Annotated in this window: 23 protein-coding genes; 8 read left to right on the plus strand and 15 right to left on the minus strand. The window is 63.4% G+C overall.

The genetic code is table 11. The features are described from left to right. The 4 genes from FFS45_RS27395 to FFS45_RS27410 all read right to left on the minus strand — a co-directional run. Positions 1 to 230 (minus strand): transporter substrate-binding protein (locus FFS45_RS27395; protein WP_171029778.1); only part of this gene is annotated, 230 nt, incomplete at its 3' end. 488 nt (positions 231 to 718) lie between these two features. Beyond that, positions 719 to 2098, minus strand: coding sequence for a DUF3443 domain-containing protein (locus FFS45_RS27400; protein ID WP_137957774.1), 1380 nt, complete (start codon positions 2096 to 2098; stop codon positions 719 to 721). A gap of 32 nt (positions 2099 to 2130) precedes the next feature. Further along, a complete protein-coding gene (locus FFS45_RS27405) occupies positions 2131 to 2568 on the minus strand; it encodes a DUF2844 domain-containing protein (protein ID WP_137957775.1) in 438 nt (145 codons plus the stop codon). Between the two features lie 168 nt (positions 2569 to 2736). Continuing rightward, positions 2737 to 3900 (minus strand): DUF3443 family protein, encoded by a 1164-nt coding sequence (locus FFS45_RS27410; protein WP_249362952.1) that lies wholly within the window; start codon positions 3898 to 3900, stop codon positions 2737 to 2739. Between FFS45_RS27410 and FFS45_RS42480 the strand changes: the two genes are divergently transcribed. Next, positions 3899 to 4294, plus strand: a complete 396-nt coding sequence (locus FFS45_RS42480) for a hypothetical protein (RefSeq protein WP_249362953.1) — start codon at positions 3899 to 3901, stop codon at positions 4292 to 4294. The genes FFS45_RS27410 and FFS45_RS42480 overlap by 2 nt on opposite strands. A gap of 125 nt (positions 4295 to 4419) precedes the next feature. Here FFS45_RS42480 and FFS45_RS27415 read toward each other — a convergent pair whose 3' ends face one another. Together FFS45_RS27415 and FFS45_RS27420 are read right to left on the minus strand one after the other, a co-directional pair. After that, a complete protein-coding gene (locus FFS45_RS27415) occupies positions 4420 to 4743 on the minus strand; it encodes a rhodanese-like domain-containing protein (protein WP_137957777.1) in 324 nt (107 codons plus the stop codon). A gap of 133 nt (positions 4744 to 4876) precedes the next feature. After that, the gene (locus FFS45_RS27420; RefSeq protein ID WP_137957778.1) at positions 4877 to 5530 is read right to left on the minus strand and encodes a protein-L-isoaspartate O-methyltransferase; all 654 of its coding nucleotides are present in this window, start codon (positions 5528 to 5530) and stop codon (positions 4877 to 4879) included. Between the two features lie 256 nt (positions 5531 to 5786). On the opposite strand from FFS45_RS27420, the gene FFS45_RS27425 reads away from it, so the two are divergent. From FFS45_RS27425 to FFS45_RS27455, 7 genes are all read left to right on the plus strand, one after another. After that, entirely contained in the window at positions 5787 to 6773 is a 987-nt protein-coding gene (locus FFS45_RS27425; RefSeq protein ID WP_249362959.1) for a LacI family DNA-binding transcriptional regulator, read from the plus strand. 3 nt (positions 6774 to 6776) lie between these two features. Then, positions 6777 to 8264 (plus strand): sugar ABC transporter ATP-binding protein, encoded by a 1488-nt coding sequence (locus tag FFS45_RS27430; RefSeq protein ID WP_137957780.1) that lies wholly within the window; start codon positions 6777 to 6779, stop codon positions 8262 to 8264. After that, positions 8245 to 9258 (plus strand): ABC transporter permease, encoded by a 1014-nt coding sequence (locus FFS45_RS27435; RefSeq protein WP_137957781.1) that lies wholly within the window; start codon positions 8245 to 8247, stop codon positions 9256 to 9258. Before FFS45_RS27430 ends, FFS45_RS27435 begins: the two co-directional genes overlap by 20 nt. Positions 9259 to 9440: 182 nt before the next feature. Continuing rightward, complete coding sequence (locus FFS45_RS27440; RefSeq protein WP_137957782.1) at positions 9441 to 10403, plus strand: substrate-binding domain-containing protein; 963 nt, start codon at positions 9441 to 9443, stop codon at positions 10401 to 10403. A 69-nt stretch (positions 10404 to 10472) separates the two neighbouring features. After that, on the plus strand, positions 10473 to 11531 hold the full coding sequence (locus tag FFS45_RS27445; RefSeq protein ID WP_137957783.1) for a sugar phosphate isomerase/epimerase family protein: 1059 nt from the start codon (positions 10473 to 10475) through the stop codon (positions 11529 to 11531). Positions 11532 to 11567: 36 nt separating this feature from the next. Continuing rightward, on the plus strand, positions 11568 to 12719 hold the full coding sequence (locus FFS45_RS27450; RefSeq protein ID WP_249362954.1) for a Gfo/Idh/MocA family oxidoreductase: 1152 nt from the start codon (positions 11568 to 11570) through the stop codon (positions 12717 to 12719). 53 nt (positions 12720 to 12772) lie between these two features. Further along, positions 12773 to 13480, plus strand: a complete 708-nt coding sequence (locus FFS45_RS27455; protein WP_137957784.1) for an NAD(P)H-binding protein — start codon at positions 12773 to 12775, stop codon at positions 13478 to 13480. A 27-nt stretch (positions 13481 to 13507) separates the two neighbouring features. Here FFS45_RS27455 and FFS45_RS27460 read toward each other — a convergent pair whose 3' ends face one another. The 9 genes from FFS45_RS27460 to FFS45_RS27500 all read right to left on the minus strand — a co-directional run bounded on the left by FFS45_RS27460 (position 13508) and on the right by FFS45_RS27500 (position 22816). Further along, a complete protein-coding gene (locus FFS45_RS27460; RefSeq protein WP_137957785.1) occupies positions 13508 to 13777 on the minus strand; it encodes a hypothetical protein in 270 nt (89 codons plus the stop codon). A gap of 162 nt (positions 13778 to 13939) precedes the next feature. Further along, positions 13940 to 15295 carry a sugar ABC transporter substrate-binding protein gene (locus FFS45_RS27465; protein ID WP_137957786.1) on the minus strand — a complete coding sequence of 452 codons (1356 nt, stop codon included), beginning with the start codon at positions 15293 to 15295 and terminating at the stop codon, positions 13940 to 13942. Between the two features lie 125 nt (positions 15296 to 15420). After that, entirely contained in the window at positions 15421 to 16179 is a 759-nt protein-coding gene (locus FFS45_RS27470) for a GolD/DthD family dehydrogenase (RefSeq protein ID WP_137957787.1), read from the minus strand. Positions 16180 to 16203: 24 nt separating this feature from the next. After that, the gene (locus FFS45_RS27475) at positions 16204 to 17487 is read right to left on the minus strand and encodes a D-tagatose-bisphosphate aldolase, class II, non-catalytic subunit (protein ID WP_137957788.1); all 1284 of its coding nucleotides are present in this window, start codon (positions 17485 to 17487) and stop codon (positions 16204 to 16206) included. Beyond that, positions 17480 to 18463 carry a sugar kinase gene (locus FFS45_RS27480; protein WP_137957789.1) on the minus strand — a complete coding sequence of 328 codons (984 nt, stop codon included), beginning with the start codon at positions 18461 to 18463 and terminating at the stop codon, positions 17480 to 17482. The genes FFS45_RS27475 and FFS45_RS27480 overlap by 8 nt, the downstream gene beginning before the upstream one ends. Continuing rightward, positions 18456 to 19460 carry an ABC transporter permease gene (locus FFS45_RS27485; protein WP_137957790.1) on the minus strand — a complete coding sequence of 335 codons (1005 nt, stop codon included), beginning with the start codon at positions 19458 to 19460 and terminating at the stop codon, positions 18456 to 18458. Before FFS45_RS27485 ends, FFS45_RS27480 begins: the two co-directional genes overlap by 8 nt. Next, positions 19457 to 21082 (minus strand): sugar ABC transporter ATP-binding protein, encoded by a 1626-nt coding sequence (locus tag FFS45_RS27490; RefSeq protein WP_137957791.1) that lies wholly within the window; start codon positions 21080 to 21082, stop codon positions 19457 to 19459. The genes FFS45_RS27485 and FFS45_RS27490 overlap by 4 nt, the downstream gene beginning before the upstream one ends. Next, a complete protein-coding gene (locus FFS45_RS27495; RefSeq protein WP_137957792.1) occupies positions 21079 to 21975 on the minus strand; it encodes a substrate-binding domain-containing protein in 897 nt (298 codons plus the stop codon). The genes FFS45_RS27490 and FFS45_RS27495 overlap by 4 nt, the downstream gene beginning before the upstream one ends. Before the next feature lie 25 nt (positions 21976 to 22000). Beyond that, the gene (locus tag FFS45_RS27500) at positions 22001 to 22816 is read right to left on the minus strand and encodes a DeoR/GlpR family DNA-binding transcription regulator (protein ID WP_137957793.1); all 816 of its coding nucleotides are present in this window, start codon (positions 22814 to 22816) and stop codon (positions 22001 to 22003) included. Positions 22817 to 22931 lie beyond the last annotated feature (115 nt).

The following is a 22931-nucleotide window of genomic DNA, read 5'->3' on the forward strand; positions in this document are numbered from 1 at the left end:
ATCTGCCGGCCATTCACACCGCCGCTGGCATTGATCTGGGCAATCGTCATCAGGGCGGTGTCCTTGAGCGACGTTTCGGAGATCGCCATCGTGCCCGACAGTGAATGCAGAATGCCTACCTTGATCGGGCCGCTGCCCTGGGCGAAAGCGGAAGGAATCCCGCCTGCGGCCCCCGTCACACCCGCAACCCCTGCTGCCGATGCGACCTTCAGAAACTCACGCTTGTTCATCGATCATCCTCTGCCTGTTGAAAGAGTTGGATTTAGTCTTGGATACAAGACGAAATCCACGGAGAGCAACTTCCAGGCCAGGCAGTGGATGGTACGAGCGGCCCGCATGGCTTGCGCGGCTGTTGCTGCAAGGCACGTGCCAAGCGGTAAGCCAGGCCGGCAAGGGAGCTTGGCGCTCGCTGCGATACGCTTTGGATGTGCTCGCACCATTCGCCGGGATCTGACGTTTGTGCGCGAATCTGGTGCAACGCATGGCGTTCCGCTTCTTTGCGGTGCGTACCGCGCTGCGGCGAAGCGCGTTTAGACGCCAATGGGTGGCGGCAGTGCATTGATGCCGCCGCTTCGTGCGCGAGCGTGCAGGGGGCTGGGAGATTCGACCGGCAAGGAGCTTGTATCGGCACCCCGCAATGACGGAGACCGGAGCCTTAAGGGCGCCGGCCTCCTGTTTCGATTGCCTGAGTGTTGGATTGCCTGAGTGTTGCAGTGACTCAGAAGGCGACGAGTGGCCCGGTCCGGGGACCCACCTTGGCGTTGTCGAGCACGGTGTAAACGTTGCGGCCGTAGAAGAACGGCAAACCCCAGATGAAGGCCCCGGACATCGGCGCACCGAGACTGTCGTAAGCGGCATTTCCGCTCGCCAGCAGGTTGACTGCATTGCCCAGCGAAAACGGTACGGTTGTGGGTATACCGCTGCCGTTGCTCGCCTGCATGCTTGCGGACAGGCTGAGCGGTGCGGGCGGGGTGTACCACGTATCCGTCCAGAGGACTGCGGTAGGAATTGTGTTGTCCGGGAAGGAATACACGTTCGTGCCGCTGTCGATTATGCTGGTCAGCGAGCGGCTCCTGTACACCGAGGTGAAGTAACCGTTCTGATCCAGCGACACAATGTTTGCCGTCGAAGGCAACGCGTTGTTCTGCTGCGTTCCGATACCGAACGTCAATTGCCCGGTTGCGCTCGTCTGTCCTCCGGCCCGTATGGCAGGAAGGCTGATGATCGTGCCGTTGTTGTCCGCGGCGAAGCCGGCGACCGGGTTCATCACCTGGGTATTGAGGGGCACGCGCGTATTGGTGCAGGAACCTGACGACGGGCAATAGTAGTAATTCGCGGATAAGACGGTTTGTGCCGCCAGAGGGAAGTCGCGTATGCCTGGCGCAATGCCGATTACCCCTTTTGCGCCGAGCGTCCCGAGCGTGTTGAGGCTTGGGCCGCCGTGCGAGAGGCAGTCCGGTGGCGTGGCAAACGCTCCGTCGCCGATCACCTGGACCGGCAGATTGCCCGCAATCTCACCGCCAATTGTTACGTCCGCGCGTTTGATCGACCCCCACGTGTAGCCCGACCCAAAGGTCGCGCATTGTGCGATCGGCGCGTTGCCGGCCGGGTCGTCGGTGGCGCCGGTTTGTGCCGGCAACCGCCCTGCAAGTGCCGAACCCAACGCGCCGGCCAATACCCGAACGCCGGCCGAACCAGTGTCTAGCAGCATGTGATCTACGCTCGCGCACTGGCTGCTACCCTGCGTGCCGGGATAGCAAATCGTAGCGGTTACGTAGAGGCTGTTGGTGCCGCCCAGCGTGCGGTCGACGACGATCGGTACGATGTTGTTGGCGGCGGGCGTTGGTGTTGGTGTTGGTGTTGGAGTCGGCGTTGGCGTCGGCGTCGGAGTCGGAGTCGGAGTCGGAGCCGGGGTTGATGTCGGGCTCGGTGTCGGCGTCGGAGCCGGATTCGACGTGACCGGTGGCGAGGCACCCTTATTGTTCGACGCGTTTGCGTCGCCGCCGCTACCACCGCCGCTACCACCACCGCCGCAGGCGGAGACCACCACACTGGTACTAAGTACTGCGAAACAAAGCGATTTGTTTATCTTTTTCACAATTATGTATTCCGGAAGACCTGGAATTCGCCTTATTGCAGATCGTCTGCGTTGACATTGGCCGGCACAAGGCGCGGAACATAAGCTTTGCCGAAGAAATTGCCGGGACGTCCAGCAGACTGGATGACGAAGTCGCTGCTGCGCTCGATCATGAGCCCTGTGCCATGGGGGCGGGCCTCGCCAGCGGAGACAAAGCGCTGGAAGTAGCTGCCGAGCAAGGCGGTCATATCCGGGCGCACGGGGCCTTGCCAGGTGACGGCGAACACAACGTTGCTCGGCAGCGTGTACTCATGCACGGTGACGCCGTCGGCGTCGACCGAGGTTTGCACCGAATAGGCCGCGGTGTTCTGCTGCACTGAGCGCAGCCCTTTCGGAGCCGATGAGCTGGCGCCTGGCGCTCCGCCCAATGCCGCGTACGAGGCTAGGGGCAACAACGTTGTAACGGCCAGCGCGATCTCTGCGAATCTCATCGAATTGCTCCGAAAAATGGGTCGGAGCATGTTGCCAGCGGTGCGTCAGCAGAAATGCCTGAAATTTCCTAACGACATGGCGGAAAGCGCTTCCGTGGTCGGGTGGGAATAACAGGAATAGCGAGGAACGCGTGACGCCTCGCCCGAGGACAGCGTGCCGGGCTGGCCTCAGAATGCGACAAACGGTCCGGCCTGCGAACCTACCTTTGCGCTCTCGAGTACGGTGTACACGCTACGGCCATAGAAGAACGGCAGTCCCCAGAGAACCAGCCCGGACGCATTCACACCGATATCGTTAAAGGCCGCGTTGCCGCTCGCGTAGAGATTTTCGGCGTTGTCGATCTCGAACGGCACATTGATCTGCGTGCGGGCTCCATTTGGCGACTGGAAGATCGCCGCCAGGTTTAGAGGTGACGCAGGCACGTAGAACCCGCTCTCGGTCGGAATGGTGCTATCCGGAAACAGCAACACGTTAGTGCCGCTATCGACGGCGCTTTGCGTAAGCAGACGGCCCTTGTAGATGCTGGTGAAATTGCCGTACTGATCGAGCGGCAGGATATTCACAGTCGACGGCATCGCGTTGTTCTGCTGCGTGTTTATGCCGAATATGACCTGGCCCGTAGCGCTCGCGGCTCCCGTGCGCGGCAAGTTCGGCAAGCGGATGATCGTGCCGTTGTTGTCGGAGGGGAACGCGGCGACCGGGTTCAACGGTTGCTTGTTCACGGCCAAACGCGTGCTGGTGCACGAGCTTGTACCAGGGCAGTAGTAAAACCCGGCGGGGAACACCGTGTTTGCCGCAGCGGCGTCGTCGTACACCAGGTTGCTGATGCCCACAATGCCATTGGCGCCCATCGCGCTCGCCGAGCTGAGATTGCGGCCGCCGCGCGCGCTGCAATCGGCTGGCACCGTGAAGGCCGTGTCGCCGATGAGTTGCACCGGCATGACCGATGAGCTCTCACCCCCTATAGACACGGTGGCCCGCTTGAGGGAGCCCCAGGTGAAGCCGGAGGCAAACGTCGCGCATTGGGCGACCGGTGCGTTGCCGGTCGGATCGTCGGTGGCGCCGGTTTGCGCCGGCAACTGCGCGGCCAAAAGCGAACTCACCGCGCTGGCCATGACGCGCACGCCGCTCGAGCCGGTGTCGAGGATCATGCGGTCGATCGTCGCGCATGGGTTGCTGCCTTGTGCATTCGGCGCGCACAGCGTAATGGTTACATACGGCTGATTGATGCTGGTCTTGCCGTCGACCGTGATGGTTGCGGCATTCGCGCCACTGACTGGCGTGATGGTGGCTGGGCCATTGGCCGGGGCGTTGCTTGGATTGACCGGCATGTTGTTGCCAGGCGTGCTGTTGCTGTTTGACCCGCTACTGCCGGAGTTGGCGGGCCAGACCGGCGTTGCGGGCCAGACGGCCGAGGCGGGCCAACTGGGCGCGGCTGGCCAGTTGACGGCGGTGTTGTTGGTCGCGTTGCTGCCGCCTGAGGTGCCGCTGCCGCCGCCGCAGGCAGAAAGCAGCGCAATACTGGCGACAAGCATTGCAACGCTGAGCGTTGTACCGAGAGTTTCCATCGGGTTATGTCAGGAAACTCGACGCGATGCGTTACTGCAGATCGTCGACAGTGCGATCTTTGCGAACTTCATGGACATGCTCCAGAAAACGAGTCGGAGCATGGTGCCAGAGGGGGTGCTGAGGATACCTTGGGAAGTTTCCGCAGCTCTCGGGTGAAACGCCGTCGTGATGGAGATTGACGGCGAGAGCAGGAAGATGAGGCGGGGTGGGCGATGCGAACAACTCAAGCCGCGAGGAAGCCCCGCGCGGCTCACACCACAACTACGGGCGCCAGGGATGAATCAATACGTCGGCACAGCCGGATCAACCTGGCGCGACCAGGCGTCAATCCCGCCTTGCAGATTGAACACGTTCTTGTGCCCGCGCGATTCCAGGAACAGCGCGACTTGCGCGCTGCGTGCGCCGTGGTGGCACACACAGACAATTTCCACGTCATCGTCGAGCTCTTCGCTGCGCGCCGGAATCTCACGCATCGGGATCGATACGGCGCCTGCGATCGACGCCGTCTGGATTTCCCACGGCTCGCGCACGTCGAGCAGCACGGGCGCGGGACGCGATTTGTCGGCCAGCCATTCGGCGAGAGCGGGGGCAGTCAGGTTTTGCATCGGGGAGACATCCGGTTCAGGTGAGAACAACTATGACTAACAGCGCACAGGGATCGGGCGTAACCGGGCGCATTCTGGCGCACCCGGCCAGCAGATCGCCCGGCGTCGAAACGCCAGGGCGACCCCGCGGCGCTCAGAACTTGAAGCGCGGCGGCTGCACGGCGTTGGTCAGCGGCTCGACATAGGTTTCGAACACATCGGCGATGCGATATTGCTTCTCGTCGATACGCGTGATGATCTGCGCCTTCATGACCGGCGCGGTGCCGACGAACGCCGCCAGACGGCCGCCGATCTTCAGATGTTCGAGAATCTCTTGCGGCAGGACCGGCAGGCCGCCGGATACGCAGATGACGTCATACGGCGCCGCTGCCGGCCAGCCACGCGACGCGTCGCCGGTCACGACTTCCGCGTTCAGCACGCCGTTGGCCGCCAGATTGGCCTTGGCCAGTTCAGCCAGTTCCGTCTCGATATCCACCGTCAGCACGTGCTGCGCGCGATGCGCAAGCAGTGCCGCCATATAACCCGAGCCCGCGCCGATTTCCAGCACGCTTTCGTGCTTCTTCACGGCCAGTTCCTGCAGCACGCGCGCTTCGATGCGCGGCGCCAGCATGTGCTGGCCAGCGGGCAGCGGCACTTCGAAATCGACGAAAGCCAGCTCGCGGTAGGCCGCAGGGACGAAATTTTCACGCTTGACGATGGAGAGCAGGTTCAGCACGTCCTGGTCGAGCACTTCCCAGGGGCGGATCTGCTGTTCGATCATGTTGAAACGCGCTTGCTCGATATTCATGGTGGATTCGGCGGTTCGGTTTAGGTGCGACCCGGTGGGGTCCGGGACAACTGTGGAATTGTACCAAAGTGGGGGTGGAAACCATCTCCAGGCAGGCAGCCCGGCTCCGTGTTAGTCCCTATGAGACGGTCCTTGCGATTCCGCGCGCCATCGCCCAAAAATGTAATCGATTACATTTTCGGAACCCAAACACGTGCCCAAACTGCGCCAATCCGGCACCGCAGCGCCGCGAGCCGAGCCCGGCCCGGCCGAAGGCATGTCCATTGCAGGCGTGGCGGAGCAGGCGGGGGTCTCGGTGGCGACCGTTTCGCGGGTGTTGAACGGCCACGCCAACGTGCGTCCCGCCACGCGTGACAAGGTGCTGGCCGCCGTGGACGCAAGCGGCTACCGCGTCAACGAACTGGCGCGCAATCTGCGCACGGCCGAAAGCCGGCTGCTGCTGACCATGGTGCCGGACTTCGGCAACCCGTTTTACGCGGAGATCGTGCGCGGTATCGATAGCGTCGCCCGTCAGCACGGCTATTTCATGCTGTTGTGCGATACCGGCGCCGACCCGGGCCGCGAGCGCAGCTATTTCGACCTGCTGCGCCGCCGCCGCGCCGACGGCGCCATCTGTCTCGATCCGGCCACCGTGCAGCAGGCGCTCGGCGAAGAATCCGGCGCCTTGCCGTGGGTGGCGTGCTGCGAATTCGATCCGGCGGTCGGTGTACCGTACGTGGGCATCGACAATTACCGCGCCGCTGGCGATGCGGTGCGGCATCTGCTGGCGCGTGGGCATCGGCGCATTGGTCTGATCAACTCCGATGTGGCCTACCTGTATGCGAAGCAGCGCCAGCAGGGTTATCTCGACGCGCTGCGCGAAGCCGGTATCACGCCGGACGAGCGCTGGCGCATGAATCTGAACAGTCTCGACTACGAAGCGGGCGCCTCCGCCGCAGCGTTGCTGATGGCGCAACGCGACGCGCCCAGCGCGATTTTCGCCGTATCGGACACGCTGGCGATTGGCGTAACCAACGGCCTGCGCAGCGTCGGCAAGCGGGTGCCGGACGACGTCGCCGTGGTGGGCTTCGACGATATTTCGCTGGCCGCCCAGATCGACCCGCCGCTCACCACCATCGCGCAGCCGATGCGTGAGCTCGGCGAGACCGCGGCGCGCCTGCTATTGCAGCGCCTTGCCAATCCGCTGGCGAACGTCCCCGGTGTGTTGTTGCCGCACCGGCTCGTGATTCGCAGGAGCACGTAAGCCATGAGCCTCGCCGTGCGCTTCGACGACATCCGCAAAGACTTCGGCCCGGTGCGCGTGCTGCACGGCGTGAGCTTCGAACTGGCGCCGGGGCGCATCTACGGCCTGCTCGGTGAGAATGGAGCGGGCAAATCCACGCTGATGAAAATCCTCGCCGGCTACGAGACGGCAAGCGCCGGCATGCTGCTGATCGACGGCGCCGCGCAGCAGTTTGCCAGTTCGCGCGAGGCGGAAGCGGCCGGCATCGTGCTGATACACCAGGAGTTCAACCTGGCGGAGCATCTGTCGATTGCGCAGAACATGTACCTGGGCCACGAAAAGCGCCGTGGCTGGCTGCTCGACGACGCGGCGATGCGCGCCGAGGCAGCACGCTATCTTGCCCAGGTGGGTTTGACGAAGCCGCCTGACACCAGGGTGCGCGATCTGATCGTCGCCGAAAAGCAGATGGTGGAAATTGCCAAAGCGCTCTCGCGCCGGGCGCGGCTGCTGATCATGGACGAGCCGAGCGCCACGCTCACACCGTCCGAAACCGAGCGGCTGTTTGCGCTGATGACGAAGCTGAAGGCCGACGGCGTCACGATCATCTACATCTCGCACAAGCTCGACGAAGTGGAGCACATCACCGACGAGGTGATCGTGATGCGCGACGGCCGCTTCGTCGCGCGCGGCGCAACCGCCGGGTTGGCGCGCCAGCAGATGGCCAACCTGATGGTCGGGCGCGACGTGTCCGACATGTTTCCGGACAAGGCGCCGGTGTCTGCCGATGCCGCGGTCGCCTTGAAGGTGGAAGGCCTTGTCGTGCCGGATTGGGTCGAGCATCTGAGCTTCGACGTGCGCGCGGGAGAGGTGCTCGGTTTCGCCGGCCTCGTCGGCGCGGGTCGCACGGAGGCCTTCGAGGCCATTCTCGGTTTGCGCCGCCGTACGGCGGGGCACATCGAGATCGGCGGTCGCACGGTTGTGGTCAAACGGCCGCGCGATGCCATGCGGCACGGCCTCACCTATCTCAGCGAGGACCGCAAAGGCAAGGCGCTGCACGTCAACCTGAACCTGCAGGACAACCTCACCCTGATGACACTCGAGCGCTACGCGCATCCACTGCTCGATCTGAAAGCAGGTCGCGCGGTTCTGCAGAAGGCGGTCGGCGATTTCGGCATTCGCACGGGCGACCTGTCGAGCCGCGCCCGCATGCTCTCGGGCGGCAATCAGCAAAAGCTCGCGCTCGCCAAGTTTCTGCAGCCCGACCCGAACGTGGTGGTGCTCGACGAGCCGACCCGCGGCGTCGATGTCGGCTCGAAGCGCGATATCTACTTCCTGATTCACCGGCTCGCGGCCCAGGGGCGCGCGGTGATCGTCATCTCATCCGAACTGATCGAGCTGATCGGCCTGTGCCATCGCGTCGCGGTGATGCGCGCCGGCCGCCTGCAGGCCACGCTCGATCTGGACCACCTGACCGAAGAGGAGTTGATCGCCCATGCGACCGGCACCCACTGAAGCCGCACACTCCGGCCGCGCGCTGCGGCTCGCGCACCACCTGTACGGGCTCGGGCCGCTCGTGGGCCTGATCGTGCTGTGCATTGCCGGCACTTTGCTCAATCGCGATTTCGCAACGCTCGACAACCTGATGAACGTGCTCACGCGTACCTCGTTCATCGGCATCATCGCGGTCGGCGAGACCTTCGTGATTATTTCCGGGGGCATCGACCTGTCGGTCGGCTCGATGGCCGCGTTGATCGCCGGCAGCATGATCTGGCTGATGAACGGTCTCTCGGCAGGCGTGGGCGGCCATACCGTCGCGCCGCTTGCGATCATCGCCATCGGCATCGTGCTCGCATTCGTGCTGGGCGGACTGTTCGGCTGGGCGCACGGCCTCCTGATCACCAAGGGGCGTATCGAGCCGTTCATCGTCACGCTGGGCACGCTCGGCATTTTTCGCGCGGTGCTCACGTGGCTTGCCGACGGCGGCGCGCTCACGCTCAACAATTCGCTGACCGATCTCTACGGACCGGTGTACTACGCGAGCCTGCTCGGCGTGCCGGTGCCGATCTGGGTGTTTCTGGTCGTGGCGGCGGGCGGCACGCTGATCCTCAATCGCACCGCCTTCGGCCGGCATGTGCAGGCGATCGGCTCGAACGAACAGGTCGCACGCTATGCGGCGATCCGCGTCGATACGGTGAAGATCATTACCTACGTACTGCTTGGCATCTGCGTCGGCGTGGCGACCGTCCTGTATGTCCCGCGCCTCGGGTCGGCCACGCCGACTACCGGACTCCTGTGGGAACTGGAGGCGATTGCGGCGGTGGTGGTCGGCGGCACGGCGCTCAAGGGCGGCGAGGGGCGCGTGATCGGCACGGTGATCGGCGCGATCCTGCTGTCGGTGATCGCGAACATTCTCAATCTGACCAGCATTATCAGCGTGTATCTGAACGCGGCGGTGCAGGGTGCGGTGATTATCGTCGTGGCGTTTTTGCAGCGTGGGCGACGGTAGGGCCGGTTGTTAGCGTGAACCGGCTCGTGGCAAGTGGAGGGCGGGCGGCAAAAGCAGCGAACAGCAGGAGCAGCAAGGAACGGCAAGGAACGGCAAGGAACGGCACGGCAAGCATGGCGGCACGGTAGCGGCAGTCCAAGAATCCGGGGCGCACGAAAGCGCACCATAAACTGGAGACAACCATGAAGCAGGTCATTCGAGCGATCGGCGCCGGCATGCTGGCGTTGGGGATACTGGGGACGACGGGCGCGGCGCGCGCCGACGACAAGGTGATTCTGGGTGTGGCGATACCCACGGCCGATCATGGCTTTACCGGCGGCATCGACTGGTGGGCCAACAAGGCCAAGGAGGACATGGAGAAGGCGCATCCCGACCTGAAAGTGATCCTCAAGACCTCGGCCAGCGCGCCGGAGCAGGCCAACCAGTTGCAGGACATGGTTACGGTCAACAAGATCAATGCGCTGGTGATTTTCCCGCATGAATCGGCTTCGCTGACCCAGCCGGTGGCGCAGGTCAAGAAGAAAGGCATCTACGTGACCGTGGTGGATCGCGGCCTCACCGATACCAGCGCGCAGGACGCTTACGTGGCGGGTGACAACACGGCCTTTGGCCGGCTCGCGGGCGAGTACTTCTGCAAAACGCTGAACGGCCAGGGCGACATCGTCGCGCTGCGCGGCATCCCGACCACGCTCGATAACGAACGCTACGGCGCCTTCACCAATGCGTTGAAGGCGTGCCCCGGTGTGAAGGTGCTCGACGCGAAATACGCCAACTGGAATCGCGACGACGCGTTCAAGGTGATGCAGGACTACCTGACGCGCTTCAAGCATATCGACGCGGTCTGGTCGGCCGATGACGACATGTCGGTGGGCGTGCTGAAGGCCATCGATCAGGCGAAGCGCACGGACATCAAGGAAGTGCTCGGCGGCGCGGGGTCGAAAGAGATGGTCAAGCGCGTGATGGACGGCGACAAGCTCATCAACGCGGACGTCACGTACTCGCCGAAGTTCATCTACGACGCGATCAAGCTGACCGCCGAGGCCCGCCTGAAAGGCCAGGGACTGCCGCCGACGACGATTGTCCCGTCGGTGCTCGTCACGAAGGACAACGCGAAAGACTACTACTTCCCCGATTCACCGTTCTAACCGGCGTGCCGGGCCACGCGCCATGCAGCAGGCGGCGCGCGGCCCGGGCTTTGAGCGAGGAGCAATACGATGAAAACCATCAAGGGGCCGGCGATCTATCTTGCCCAGTTCCTGGGCGGCAAGGCGCCCTTCGATACGTTGGAAAACCTGGCCGGCTGGGCCGCCAGTCTCGGCTACGAAGGGATACAGGTGCCGGTCGACGCACGCCTGATCGACCTCGAACAGGCGGCGGTAAGTCAGACGTATTGCGACGAGCTGCTGGGCGTGGTGGCCGATGCCGGTGTCGAGATTACGGAGCTGGCGACTCATCTTCAGGGTCAACTGGTGGCGGTGCACCCGGCCTATGACCTGCTGTTCGACGGCTTCGCGGCGCCGCACGTGCGCGGCAATCCGGCGGCGCGCACCGAGTGGGCCATTCAGCAGCTCAAGCTGGCGGCGCAGGCGTCGCGGCGGCTCGGGCTGGATACGCACGTGTCGTTCTCGGGCGCGCTGGCCTGGCCGTATATCTACCCGTGGCCGCAGCGGCCCGCCGGTCTCGTGGACGCTGCTTTTGACGAACTCGCGCGTCGCTGGACGCCGATTCTCGAAGCGTTCGACGAGGTCGGCGTGGACGTGGCGTACGAACTGCATCCGGGCGAGGACCTGCATGACGGCGTAACGTTCGAGCGCTTTCTTGAATGCTTGAACGGAAGCCGCGCGCCGCGCCGCGCCAACATTCTGTTCGACCCGAGCCACTATGTGCTGCAACAACTCGATTACCTGGCGTTCATCGATATCTATCACGAGCGCATCAAGGCTTTTCACGTGAAAGATGCCGAGTTTCGTCCCACGGGCAGGGCCGGCGTGTACGGCAGCTACAGCGGCTGGACCGAACGCCCGGGCCGGTTCCGTTCGCTCGGCGACGGCCAGATCGACTTCGGTGCGATCTTCTCGAAGATGGCGCAGTACGATTATCCAGGCTGGGCCGTGCTCGAGTGGGAATGCGCGTTGAAGCATCCGGAAGATGGCGCGCGCGAAGGTGCGGAGTTTATCCGCCGTCACATCATTCGCGTCGCCGAGCATGCGTTCGATGACTTCGCGGGCAGCGGCGTCGACACGGCGCAATTGAAGCGCGTGCTGGGCCTCTGAGCACGGCGCGCAAAGCAGCATTCAGGAGCATTTCCCATGACACGAAAGTTACGCCTGGGCATGGTCGGCGGCGGGCAGGGCGCCTTTATCGGCGCGGTGCATCGGATCGCCGCGCGGCTCGACGATCGCTTCGAACTGGTGGCGGGCGCCTTGTCGTCCGATCCGCAGCGGGCCGCGGCAAGCGCGGCGGAGGCCGGCATCGCCCGCAGTTACGCGCACTGGCGCGAGATGGCGCAAGCGGAGGCCGCCCGCGAGGGCGACGGCATCGACGCAGTGGCGATTGTCACGCCCAACCATCTGCATGCGCCGGTCGCCACGGCATTTCTCGAAGCCGGGATTCATGTGATCTGCGACAAGCCGCTCGCGGTCTCACTTGCCGAGGGGCAGGCGCTGGCAAAGCTCGCGCATGAAAAGAAACTGCTGTTCGCACTCACGCACACCTATTCCGGCTATCCGCTGGTGCGTCATGCGCGCGAACTCGTCGAGGCAGGCGAACTCGGCGAGGTTCGCGTGGTGCAGGTCGAATATGCGCAGGACTGGCTCGCGGAGCCGGTCGAGGCAAGCGGCGCCAACAAACAGGCCGGCTGGCGCACCGACCCGGCGCTGGCCGGACCAGCAGGGTGTCTCGGCGATATCGGCACGCATGCCTATCACCTGGCTGCCTTCGTGACCGGAATGCAGCCGGAATGGTTGTCGGCTGAGCTGCACACTTTCGTGCCCGGCCGCCGCGTCGACGACCACGTGCAGGCAATGCTGCGCTATGCGAACGGCGCGCGCGGCATGCTGTGGGCAAGCCAGGTGGCGAGCGGCGCCGAGAACGCGCTGCGGCTGCGCGTGTACGGCACGAAAGCGGGTCTTGCCTTCGATCAGGAGAGTCCCAACGAGCTGTGGCTCACGCCGCTGGGCGGGCTAGCGCAGCGGCTTACCCGTGGCCGGGTAAAAAGCGAGGTTGCCGCGCACGCGACGCGCGTGCCGTCGGGGCATCCGGAAGGCTACCTGGAAGCGTTCGCGCAGCTCTATACAGACGCGGCGCTGCAGATCGAAGCCTTGGATGCCGGGCAGCCGCTGCCGCCGCAAAGCCGGCTCCTGACCACGGTCGACGATGGCGTCGCCGGCTTGCACTTTATCGAAGCGGTACTCGCCAGCAGCCAGGCCGGTGGACAGTACCGGAAATTGCAGGGCGGGTAAGCGTCACGCCAACGCGGTAAGATGCTGCGGTGCCCCTTTTTGTGGACTCACGCATGTCGACCCCTCTCGCGTCCATCCGGTCCAATGCTGTTCGGAAACAGTCCGTCCTGCTGCTCGGCGGCACGGGACTAGTCGGCACTGCGTGCCTGCGCTTGCTCGCCAGGGACGATCGCGTCAGCGAGGTCCGGCAACTGGTGCGCCGTGCCTCGGGGGCGGCCGTGACGGGGCTGAACGCGACCAATCGGGTCGTCGAGCATCTGATCGACTACGACTGGCCCGATGCGGATTCGGATGTGTTCGATGTCGACGCAGTCATCTGCGCGCTCGGCACCACCATCCGCACGGCGGGTTCGCAAGCCGCGTTCCGCAAGGTGGACTACGAATACCCGCTGCGGATTGCGGGCATCGCGCGCCGCCACGGCGCGTCGCACTTTGCGATTGTCAGCGCCATCGGCGCCGATCCGCATGCCCGGACGTTTTACAGCCGGGTCAAAGGGAATGTGGAAGAGGGGCTGAAGAAGCTCGATTATCCGACCCTGACGATCGTGAGGCCCTCGTTCCTGATGGGCGAGCGTACCGAGAGCCGGCCGCTGGAGACCATTGCGCGGCACCTCGGGGTGTATCTGCCGCTGAAGTGGCGTTCCATTTCGGTGGAGCGGGTGGCGCGGGCGCTGGTGACCGAGGTGCTCAGCGACGACACGCGCGGCGTCAATGTCATCGAAAACGACGAACTGCACCGGGCGCCGCCGTTGTGCCGGTAGGCGTCTCGCTCGCCTCGTCCGCTTTGCTCACGCCTCGCCGCGGCCCTTGCTCTTCTTGATCTGCTCTTCGAACGCGAGGTCGAGCTTGCTGGCCTTGCGCGGCTTCGGCGGCCCGAAGGCGTCGACGAATTTGACGAAATCCTCGAGCGGCAACGGGTCGGAGACTTTTTTATCGGCGCCGCCCGATTTGTCGACCAGGTAAAACAGGCCGCCGGACAGGCTGATTGCCGCGAATTGCGGATTGCCGCTGCGGGTTTTCAGTCTTTCGACGGCGTGGATGGCTCGGGTGGTGCGCATGATGGTACGGCTGCGGAAGAAAGGGCAATTACTGTATCAGCAATGCAGCGCGATAGCCCGCTCAATCGCTGAAGGCGCTCCCGATTGACCTAGATCCCGCAGCCACGCGCCTCGTCTTGCACGGCGGCGCGTGGCCCGAACAGCCAGGACAGAGGCTTCCCGCTACTTTTGATAACCCGCCTCGCGCACGGCGCGATTGGCCGCCGCCTGGCCCGCCTGCAAGGCCTGGTCAACGCTTATCTGACCCGCCAGAGCGCCCGCTATCTGTTGCCCGATGAGGGTTCCGAACGACTGGAATTCCGGAATGCCCACGTATTGCACGCCGGTGTAGGGGACTTTCTTCAAGGTTGAATCGTTCGGATTGGCGGTCTCGATCGCATTCAGCACAAACTCGCTGAATGGTGCGGCCTGCTTGTATTCAGGGCGTTCGTAGGTCGACTGGCGCGTGCCCGGCGGCAGCGAGGCCCAGCCGATGTCATTGCCGACCAGGGTGATGTATTCCTTGGAGGTTGCCCATGCGATAAACCGCTTGGCGGCCTCTTGCGACTTCGACGTTTTGGGAATGGCGAGGGACCACGACCAGAGCCAATGCGCACCCTTGGGCGTAACCTGCGTGGGCGCCGCGGCGAATCCCACCTTGTCGGCGACGGACGACTCCGTCTTGTTGTAGAGGATGCCGGCAGCGGTGGTTGCATCGACCCAGATTGCGCACTTGCCGCCTGTCATGAGCGACAGATTTTCGTTGAATCCATTGGAACTGGCTCCCGGCGGCCCATCTTTCTTCAGGAGATCGACGTAGAAGTTGATGGCGCTTTTCCATTCAGGCGAATCGACCCGTGCGTCCCACTTTTCGTCAAAATATCGCCCCCCGTAGGTGTTCACCAGGGTGGACACGAAGGCCATGTTCTCGCCCCAGCCGGCCTTGCCACGCAGACAGATACCGTAGATTCCGTTAGCCCTGTCATTGAGTTTGTCGGCAAGCTCGCTGATCTGGCTGTAGGTGGGATTGGCAGGCATGGTCAAACCCTTGGCGGCGAATAGATCCTTCCGGTAGAACGTCATCGAGCTTTCGGCATTGAACGGCAGGGCGTAAAGCGTTCCTCCGTAAGACAGGCCATCGCGAACCGATTTGAGCACGTCGTCGAGATCGTAGCTGGCAGGCAGTCCGGTGATTGGAACGAGCCATCCCCGTTTGCCCCACAGCGGCGCTTCATAGGTTCCAATCGCCGAGACGTCGAATTGACCGCCGTTCGTCGTGATATCCGTGGTCAAGCGCTGCCGGAGCACGTTTTCTTCGAGCACGATCCACTTCAACTGGATATCCGGGTTGGTTTTCTCGAACACCGGAGAAAGCTTTTTCATCTCGATCAGATCGTTGTTGTTGGGCACGGCGATCGTCACGGTGGTCGCCAGTGCCTGGGCGCCGATGCCGAGTCCAATGCCCGCTACAACCGAAACGGCCAGGCGCCGCCGCAATACGTTGCGGCGCAACGAAGCCGCATGAGAAAGCTCGATCATTTTCGTCTCCTAAACATCGTGGGTTATGTTCAGTCCTCTACTGCCTCCGTTTGCTCTCAGGTGTTCCCTCGTGCTTACATCGCTTACAGCAACTGCCGGTCAGTGCAATCTGACCGTGTCGATCTCTAGATGATCGAATAGCCGCCGTCGATCATCAGGTTCGCGCCGTTGATCATGGCGGCCTCGCGGCTTGCCAGGTACAGGATGGCTGCGGCGATCTCGGCGGGCTTCGCAAATCGCCGGGTAGGGATAGACGCTCTGGCGCGTTCCCCGGTTTCTCCTGCCCATCCGCTCAGTCCGAGTTCCGTTTCGACCACCGTCGGCGAGATGGCATTGACGGTCACGCCTCTGGGGCCCCATTCGAGCGCCATGCAATGGGTCATGCCAAGTACGCCGGCTTTGCTGGCGCAATAGGCGAGATGCCCTTCGATGCCGATCACCGCAGCCTGAGAGGCGAGGTTGACGATTCTTCCTTGTCCCCGCGCGAGCATGCCCGGGGCGAAGGCCCGCGCCACGAGAAACGGGCCGCGCAGGTTGACGGCGATGGTCTTGTCCCATGTTTCAAGCGGAAAATTTTCCGCCGGCGCCAGCGGCCCGATGCCGGCGTTGTTGACCAGAATGTCGGCGCGACCGAAGCGCGAAAGAATCTCGCTGGCCGTCGCCGCGACGGATTCAGCGTCGCCGACGTCGGCAACCCAGCCTCCATGCCTTGCACCCAGGCCCGAGGCTACCTCTGCGATGGATGCTGAACGGTCGAGCAGCGCGAGCGTCGCGCCGGCTGCTGCGAACTGCTCGGCGACCTGGCGGCCTATGCCGGCTGCCGCACCGGTTATCACTACGACAGCATGGCTAAAGTCATAAGAAGCATTCGGCTCAAAGGACATGACTTCCTCCTGACGCGTGCGCGATCAGTGACGACAGGCCGACGCGTAGTGCTGAATAACCTCGCGGACCTTGCTCTGCACGATGCTCATCGGCGAGCCGTCGATGGTGTGGCGCCGCAGCGCCCAGTACTGGGCCGGCAAATGGCAGCTCAGCAGGTTTTCCGGAATCGTCGTATTGGCGAGATTGCGCAATAGACGCTGCGCGGCTGCATCGACCTGCGGATCGGCCCAGTAGTACCGCACCCGGTCGCTATAGCTGTAGGTGCGAAGCAGACGCTGCTGGGCTTCGTCCCCGTGGTAGTACCTGTCCCAGTTCGCGGGCTTGCGCAGCATCGCGGTCTCCACCACCGCCCGCAGGTCGGCGCGCCTCGCGGCCGGCAACAACTGCGCTTCGATGTCCGATAGCGCGTAAAGCACCTCGCGCAACGCGAACGTGACGCCTGGCCCAACCTTCAGAATCGCGAAGCCGTCCTGCACTAAAGCGCGCAGGGACTCGGGCCTTTGATAGTCCGTCGAATGCGCTTCGAACACCATGCCGGGCAGTTGCGCCAGCACCTGCGCAAGCCCGGTGGCAAGCGCCGGCTGGTAGTCGATGACTTTGGTGTGGTCGAATTCGACGCCGGGCTGCACGACCAGCGCAATGACACGGTCCCACGCGGCGTCGAGCTTCCGTGCGCGCCACGCGTCACGATGCACGCCGACAGTCTCCAGCGCGGCTTCTTGCCGGGTCACTTCAACGGTACTGAGGGCTTCGCTGGCGCCACCCGGCACTGGCACCTCCGTGCCGATTACATAGGCTGGGCGCGTCTTCAGTCCTGCGCGAGCGCTGGCACTTTCAGCAACGGCACACAGGCGTGCCGCACGCTGAGCCACCACGCCGTCGGACAGGCGTTCCGGGTCGTCGCCGCAAGCCATGCTGGTGTCCAGATGGATCTTGCTGAACCCGGCGCAGACGTAGGCATCGATCAGCGCTTCCGCGCGCTGCATGGCTTCTTCGGCGGGAAAGCTGCGCCACGCGTTGGGTCCGAGATGATCGCCGCCGAGGATCAGCCGCTCGCGCGGGAAGCCCACCCGCTCTGCGATCAGATGAACGAAGCGGACGAAGGCCTCAGGGTTCATCCCGGTGTAGCCGCCGTATTGATCGACCTGATTCGAAGTCGATTCGATCAGCAGCGGCGTGCCGTCCTCAAGAGCCTGTTGCATCGCCGCGCCCAGCACCCAGGGATGCGCCGAGCAGATCGAATAGATTCCCTTCAGCGATGCCGAAGAGCTGTGCCCGTTGGCGAGGCGCGCCACGACGTCAGGCATGATGAGACTCCGCTTTGGCGATGAATGCATCGAGTTCGGCGAGCGTCGCCGTGCCTTCCATCGGCCCCCGAACGTTGACTGCGCGGGCGCCGCTCGCACAGGCGTAGCGCAGCGCCTCGGCAACGCTCATGCCCTGCGCGCGGCAGGCAATGTAGGTCGCGCCGAAGCAGTCGCCCGCGCCGGTCGGGTCCACTTCTTGCACGTGGAGCGCGGGCACATGGATCTCGTCGGCGCCGTCGTAAAAGCTGCAACCGTCTTTGCCACGCTTGACCACCACCTCGCGGATGCCGCGTTGCAGGAGTTCGTCGATCGCGGCGCGCTCGGAGCTGGCGCTTGCCAGCAGCGTGACCTCATGTCCGCTCGGCAGGAACACGTCCGTATAGTCGAGAATGAAATCGAGCGCCTCGCGCATCTCCGGAATCCGTAGCATTTCCTTGCGGATATTCGGATCGAAGCTGACCGTGCCGCCATGCGCTTTGACCGTCTCGATGACCTTTTTCATGGCTTCGATGATGCGAAACGAGAACAGGGACGAGCCCATCACATGAAAGTGGCGGCAGTCCTTGAGCAGGTCCTCGCGGATATTGGCTACTGAAAGATGCGCCGAAGCGCTGTTGGTGATGTTGAAAATGAAGTCGCGCTCGCCATCCTCGCGGTAGGTGACGAAGGCGCTGCCGGTCGTCTGCCCCTTGATCACCGCGATACCGGATACATCCACGCCATCCGCGCGCAGGCGCTCGACGTTGAGCGTGCCGAAGTCGTCGTCGCCGACGCAGCCGATCAGCGCGCAGCGGCTGCCGAGGCGCGCCACCTGGTCGATGAAGATCGCCGGGGCGCCGCTCGCGTAGGGGCCGATCAGCGTGCCCGGCCGGCGGAACGACTGGCCGCGCTCGGTGGCCATGATTTCGACGAGAATCTCGCCCATCGTCAGGATGTAGCCGGTCTTGCTGGTGCTGTGCGATACGGAGTTAGGCATGGCGTTTCTTCGTTTGAACATCGATGCAGACAGCGACGAGAATCACGACGCCCTTCACGATGAGTTGATAGAAATACGGCACGCTCAACAGGTTCATGCCGTTGTTGATGACCCCAATAATCAGCGCGCCGATCAGGGTGCCCACGATAGTGCCGTAGCCGCCGGAGAGGCTTGTGCCGCCCAGCACGGCCGCGGCGATCGCATCCAGCTCGTAGCCCATGCCGGCGTTCGGTTGCGCGGAATACAGGCGTGAGGTCATCAATACGCCGCCGATGCTCGCCATCAGGCCGGAGATCATGAAGATCGCAATGCGCAGGCGGCGCAGGTTGATGCCGGAGTACAGCGCGGCTTCGCGGTTGCCGCCTGCGAGGTAGGCCTTGCGTCCGAAGACGGTGCGCGACAGCACGAAGTGATTGACGAACAGAAGCACGGCCAGCACCCAGATCGGAATGGCCACGCCCAGAAACGAGCCGTTGCCGAGAGCCGCAAAGCGGTCGTCGTCGATCGAGATCGGCACACCGGCTGAGGTGATGTAGGCGAGCCCGCGAAACACGCCCATGGTTGCCACGGTCACGATGAACGACGGGATCGTCAGCATGGCGGAGAGCGCGCCGTTGACCCAACCGAGCACGATTCCGGCCAGCATCGCGGCGAGCACAGCGGCGAGAGGCGGCACGCCGTGCTGCATGACGAGCGCCGCGACGGTTCCCACTAACGCCATCACCGCGCCGACCGAGAGATCGATATCACCGAGCAGCAGGACATAGGTCATGCCAAACCCGAGAATCGCGATGATGGAAACCTGCAGCACGACGTTGAGCAGATTGCTCAGCGAGAGGAAGTTCGGCGACAGCACGGAAAACAGTCCGCATAGGACGATCAGCCCACAGACGATGCCGCCGTAGTGCCGCAGCCACTTGGATAGCGCGCCGGCGCCGCTCGCCCGGCGGGTGACGCCGCTGATGGCGCTATCCGGTTGAAGATGAGTGAGTTTCATGACTGCATGGCTCCCGTTGCATACGACATCACGGCCTGCGGGCTGAGTCCTGCCGCATCGAACTGTTTGACAATGCGCTTTTCCCGCATGACGGCCAGGCGGTCGCTCATCGCGAGCGCCTCGGGCAATTCGGATGACACCAGGATGATCGCGGTGCCCGCCGCTGCAAGCTCGCGCATCACCCGGTAGATTTCGAACTTGGCGCCTACGTCGACGCCGCGGGTCGGTTCATCGAGAATCAGCACCTTGGGCTTGAGGGCAAGCCATTTCGACAGCACCACTTTCTGCTGGTTGCCGCCGCTCAGATCGCCCACGGCCTGGTCTGCGCCGGAGGCACGGATGTTCATGCGCTCGATTGCATGGCGAGTTTCGTTGCGCTCGAAGCTGTTGCTGAGGATGCCGAATCGTGAACCTTTAAGTTCGAAACTGGCCATCGTCACGTTCTGGGCAATCGAGTGCATCAGCACGAGGCCCTGGTGCTTGCGGTCTTCGGTGACGAAGGCGATACCCGCGGCAATCGCGTCCTGCGGCGAGCGCAGCTTCACGCGCTTGCCGTTCATCAGGATTTCGCCTTCAGGTCGTCCGACGCCAAAGAGCGCATTCATGACATCGGAGCGGCCCGCGCCGATCAGTCCGAAGAAGCCGAGGATTTCACCGGCGTGCAACGCGAAGCTGATGTCGAGGAACTTGCCCGCGAGGTTCAGTGCATTGACTTCCAGTAGCGGCCGCGCGGGTCGCAGATACGGCTGCGCGCGGCCTGGGTAGACGTCGCTCATTTCGCGGCCGACCATCAGGTTGATGAGCGTGCCGATGGTGGTGTCGTTCTTGTCCGAGGTGCTGATATAGCGCCCGTCGCGCATCACCGAGATGTCGTCCGAGATGCGCATGATCTCGTCCATCCGGTGCGAGATATAGACGACGGCTTTGCCGCGCGCCTTCAGCTTCATCACGATCTCGAACAGGATCTCCGCTTCGCGGTCGCTGAGCGACGACGTGGGTTCATCCATGATGACGAGTTCGGCGTCATGGCTCAGCGCCTTGGCGATTTCGACGAGTTGCCGCTGCGCCATCGAAAGCCGCGACACGGGCGCGCCGGGATCGATGTGGATGCCGAGTTCGTCCATCAACTGCTGCGTCTGTTTCGTCAGTGCCCGGAAATCGACGATGCCGTAGCGGCGCGGCTCGTGACCCGCGTAAATGTTTTCCGCCACGCTCAGATTGGTCGCGAGGCTGAGTTCCTGATAGATGATCGAGATACCGGCCGCTTGCGCGTCGGCGGGGCGATGGAAGACCACCGGCCTGCCTTGCAGCAGCAGTTCGCCGCGCGTCGGCGCATAGACCCCGGCGAGAATTTTCATCAGCGTGGATTTTCCCGCGCCGTTTTCACCCAGCAGCGTATGGACCCGGCCGCGCCGAAGCTTGAGCGAGACGTCCTTGATCGCTTCCACCGGGCCGAACGACTTGGCGATGGAGCGCAACTCCAGAAACGGCTGTTGCGGATCGGTGTGACCGGACTTGCCGGGCAGGTCTCCGGTATGCGCGGTCACATCGGAGACGAAGCCGGCCGGCCTCGACCTCACCCCTGGCAGATCAGCACGGCGGGTCTCGAGGTTCGCGTTCATTTTGCGGCGTCGTGCAGATAGACACCCGGCGGCACGGGAATCTCCTTGGCCACCGCTTGCTTGTCCGCGATCTTGACGGCCGTGTCGACGGCAATCGCGCCCATCTTTTCCGGATACTGCCGGATCACGCCGACGAAGTTCGGATTCTTGTCCACTGCCGCGCGTGCTTCGGGCATGCCGTCGAAACCGATCACCTTCACATGATTGCCCGCTGACTTGGCGGCCACCGCGGCGGCCAGTGCAGCGTCGTCGCCGAAGCCGAAAATGCCGTCGAGATCCGGATGTGCCTGCAGCATGTTCTGTGCGGTGGTGAGCGCTTCAGCGCGCGTAATGCCGGGCTGTACGGCGACCACCTGTACGCCGGGGCAACCACCCAGGGCTTTCTTGAAACCGGTGACCCGATCGATCACCGACTGGACCGTCGGATAGTCGATGATGCCCACCTTGCCTTTGCCGCCGAGCACCTTGCACATGAGCTGCCCGGCCATCAGACCGCCCGCGTAATTGTCCGTGGCGATGTGCGACGCGACTTCCACGCCCTGCGCGCTGATATCCACCGTGATCACCGGGATGCCGGCATTCTGCGCGGCCATCACGGCGGCTTTCACGCCTTTCGAATCGACCGGCGAGAGCACGATGACATTGACCTTGCGGGTCACGAAGTCCTGCACGTCGGCAATCTGTTTGCTCAGATCCTGGTTTGCAATGGCGATGTCGAGCGTGGCGTGGTCTTTGGCGGCTTCCTGTTTCATGGCGTCGGCGAGTGCGACGTAGAACGGATGCTGCTGTGTGAGCAACGAGGCGCCGATCGTCACGTCGTTGGCCAGCGCGGCAACCGAGGTGCCGAACAGGGCTGCGGCGACGCATGCCGCGGCAATGGTTTTTTGTTTCATGGTTGTCTCTTCCGTGAATGGAGCGTTAGTGCGGGGATTGGCGGAACTCGAGAATTCCGTTTTCCCTTCTGTGTAGTTCGAGGTGCTTGCGTGGAAACAGGTCCATCGTGGGGGCGTCGATACCGTCGTCGATCACCAGCGCGCCCAGGTCGGACAGATTGCAAAACACGTGGCCGTCGCGCTCGGACAACTGCGGCTGATACGCGACGACCACGGTGCGGGTTGCGCTCTGCATGGCGGCATGAAACACCCGCGCGAGGCCCGGGTCGGCGCACAGCAGGTTGCCGTCCCTGTCGAGTCCCGATGCTTCGAGGATGCAGAGGTCGAGCGAGCGTGCCGTGACCGAGCGTTCGGCGTCCGGGCCGGTCAGCGTGGTGGCTTCCAGCGCGAGGTGGCCGCCGGTCAGTTGCAGCTCGCAATGAACGAAGCGCTGCGCAGTCTGGGCCATGGCAATGTCGTTCAGCAGCAGCGACAGGTTGGAGCGATCGGATAGCAGCGGCAGCACCTTGTGAACGATTTCGCCCGCGCCCAGCATCAGCGATTCGTGGTCGTCCACGGTTTCCGCGGCGAAACGCGCAATCGCCATTTCTGCCGCCTTGCGGGTTGCGCCGTCGGAAACCGGCATCAGCACGCTCTCGCCGGGCCGCTGGGCCAGATAGCGAGCCTTGCCGAACGAGCGCACCAGATAACGCTGCTGTTCGAGATAGGTCAGGTCGGTGCGGATCGTCACGCTCGACACATCGAAAGCCTGGCTGAGCTCCTCCACGGACACTTCGCCGCGCTTGCGGACCATCTCAACGATCTGCAGACGTCGCTTCAGGGAACTCTTGTTGACCAGCATGTCTCCGCTCTTCGAAAGAAAATACTTTTGTTTCGAAAGAGTCTAGTTTCGAATCGAAAGTGAGTCAAAGGAAAGCACGGGCTGGGAGGTCGTGGTTTTCCCTGGAGGGGCAGGT

It is taken from the genome of Burkholderia sp. 4M9327F10 (assembly GCF_005503145.1).
Classification (GTDB): Bacteria; Pseudomonadota; Gammaproteobacteria; order Burkholderiales; family Burkholderiaceae; genus Paraburkholderia.

Coding starts and splice junctions, on each gene's coding strand:
- FFS45_RS42480 (WP_249362953.1), top strand. CDS start 3,899: ATGTTGTTGCCAGGCGTGCTGTTGCTGTTTGACCCGCTACTGCCGGAG.
- FFS45_RS27495 (WP_137957792.1), bottom strand. CDS start 21,975: ATGAAACAAAAAACCATTGCCGCGGCATGCGTCGCCGCAGCCCTGTTC.
- FFS45_RS27470 (WP_137957787.1), bottom strand. CDS start 16,179: ATGTCCTTTGAGCCGAATGCTTCTTATGACTTTAGCCATGCTGTCGTA.
- FFS45_RS27455 (WP_137957784.1), top strand. CDS start 12,773: ATGTCGACCCCTCTCGCGTCCATCCGGTCCAATGCTGTTCGGAAACAG.
- FFS45_RS27500 (WP_137957793.1), bottom strand. CDS start 22,816: ATGCTGGTCAACAAGAGTTCCCTGAAGCGACGTCTGCAGATCGTTGAG.
- FFS45_RS27450 (WP_249362954.1), top strand. CDS start 11,568: ATGACACGAAAGTTACGCCTGGGCATGGTCGGCGGCGGGCAGGGCGCC.
- FFS45_RS27465 (WP_137957786.1), bottom strand. CDS start 15,295: ATGATCGAGCTTTCTCATGCGGCTTCGTTGCGCCGCAACGTATTGCGG.
- FFS45_RS27440 (WP_137957782.1), top strand. CDS start 9,441: ATGAAGCAGGTCATTCGAGCGATCGGCGCCGGCATGCTGGCGTTGGGG.
- FFS45_RS27430 (WP_137957780.1), top strand. CDS start 6,777: ATGAGCCTCGCCGTGCGCTTCGACGACATCCGCAAAGACTTCGGCCCG.
- FFS45_RS27445 (WP_137957783.1), top strand. CDS start 10,473: ATGAAAACCATCAAGGGGCCGGCGATCTATCTTGCCCAGTTCCTGGGC.
- FFS45_RS27410 (WP_249362952.1), bottom strand. CDS start 3,900: ATGCCGGTCAATCCAAGCAACGCCCCGGCCAATGGCCCAGCCACCATC.
- FFS45_RS27460 (WP_137957785.1), bottom strand. CDS start 13,777: ATGCGCACCACCCGAGCCATCCACGCCGTCGAAAGACTGAAAACCCGC.
- FFS45_RS27425 (WP_249362959.1), top strand. CDS start 5,787: ATGTCCATTGCAGGCGTGGCGGAGCAGGCGGGGGTCTCGGTGGCGACC.
- FFS45_RS27415 (WP_137957777.1), bottom strand. CDS start 4,743: ATGCAAAACCTGACTGCCCCCGCTCTCGCCGAATGGCTGGCCGACAAA.
- FFS45_RS27485 (WP_137957790.1), bottom strand. CDS start 19,460: ATGAAACTCACTCATCTTCAACCGGATAGCGCCATCAGCGGCGTCACC.
- FFS45_RS27435 (WP_137957781.1), top strand. CDS start 8,245: ATGCGACCGGCACCCACTGAAGCCGCACACTCCGGCCGCGCGCTGCGG.
- FFS45_RS27480 (WP_137957789.1), bottom strand. CDS start 18,463: ATGCCTAACTCCGTATCGCACAGCACCAGCAAGACCGGCTACATCCTG.
- FFS45_RS27420 (WP_137957778.1), bottom strand. CDS start 5,530: ATGAATATCGAGCAAGCGCGTTTCAACATGATCGAACAGCAGATCCGC.
- FFS45_RS27490 (WP_137957791.1), bottom strand. CDS start 21,082: ATGAACGCGAACCTCGAGACCCGCCGTGCTGATCTGCCAGGGGTGAGG.
- FFS45_RS27405 (WP_137957775.1), bottom strand. CDS start 2,568: ATGAGATTCGCAGAGATCGCGCTGGCCGTTACAACGTTGTTGCCCCTA.
- FFS45_RS27475 (WP_137957788.1), bottom strand. CDS start 17,487: ATGCCTGACGTCGTGGCGCGCCTCGCCAACGGGCACAGCTCTTCGGCA.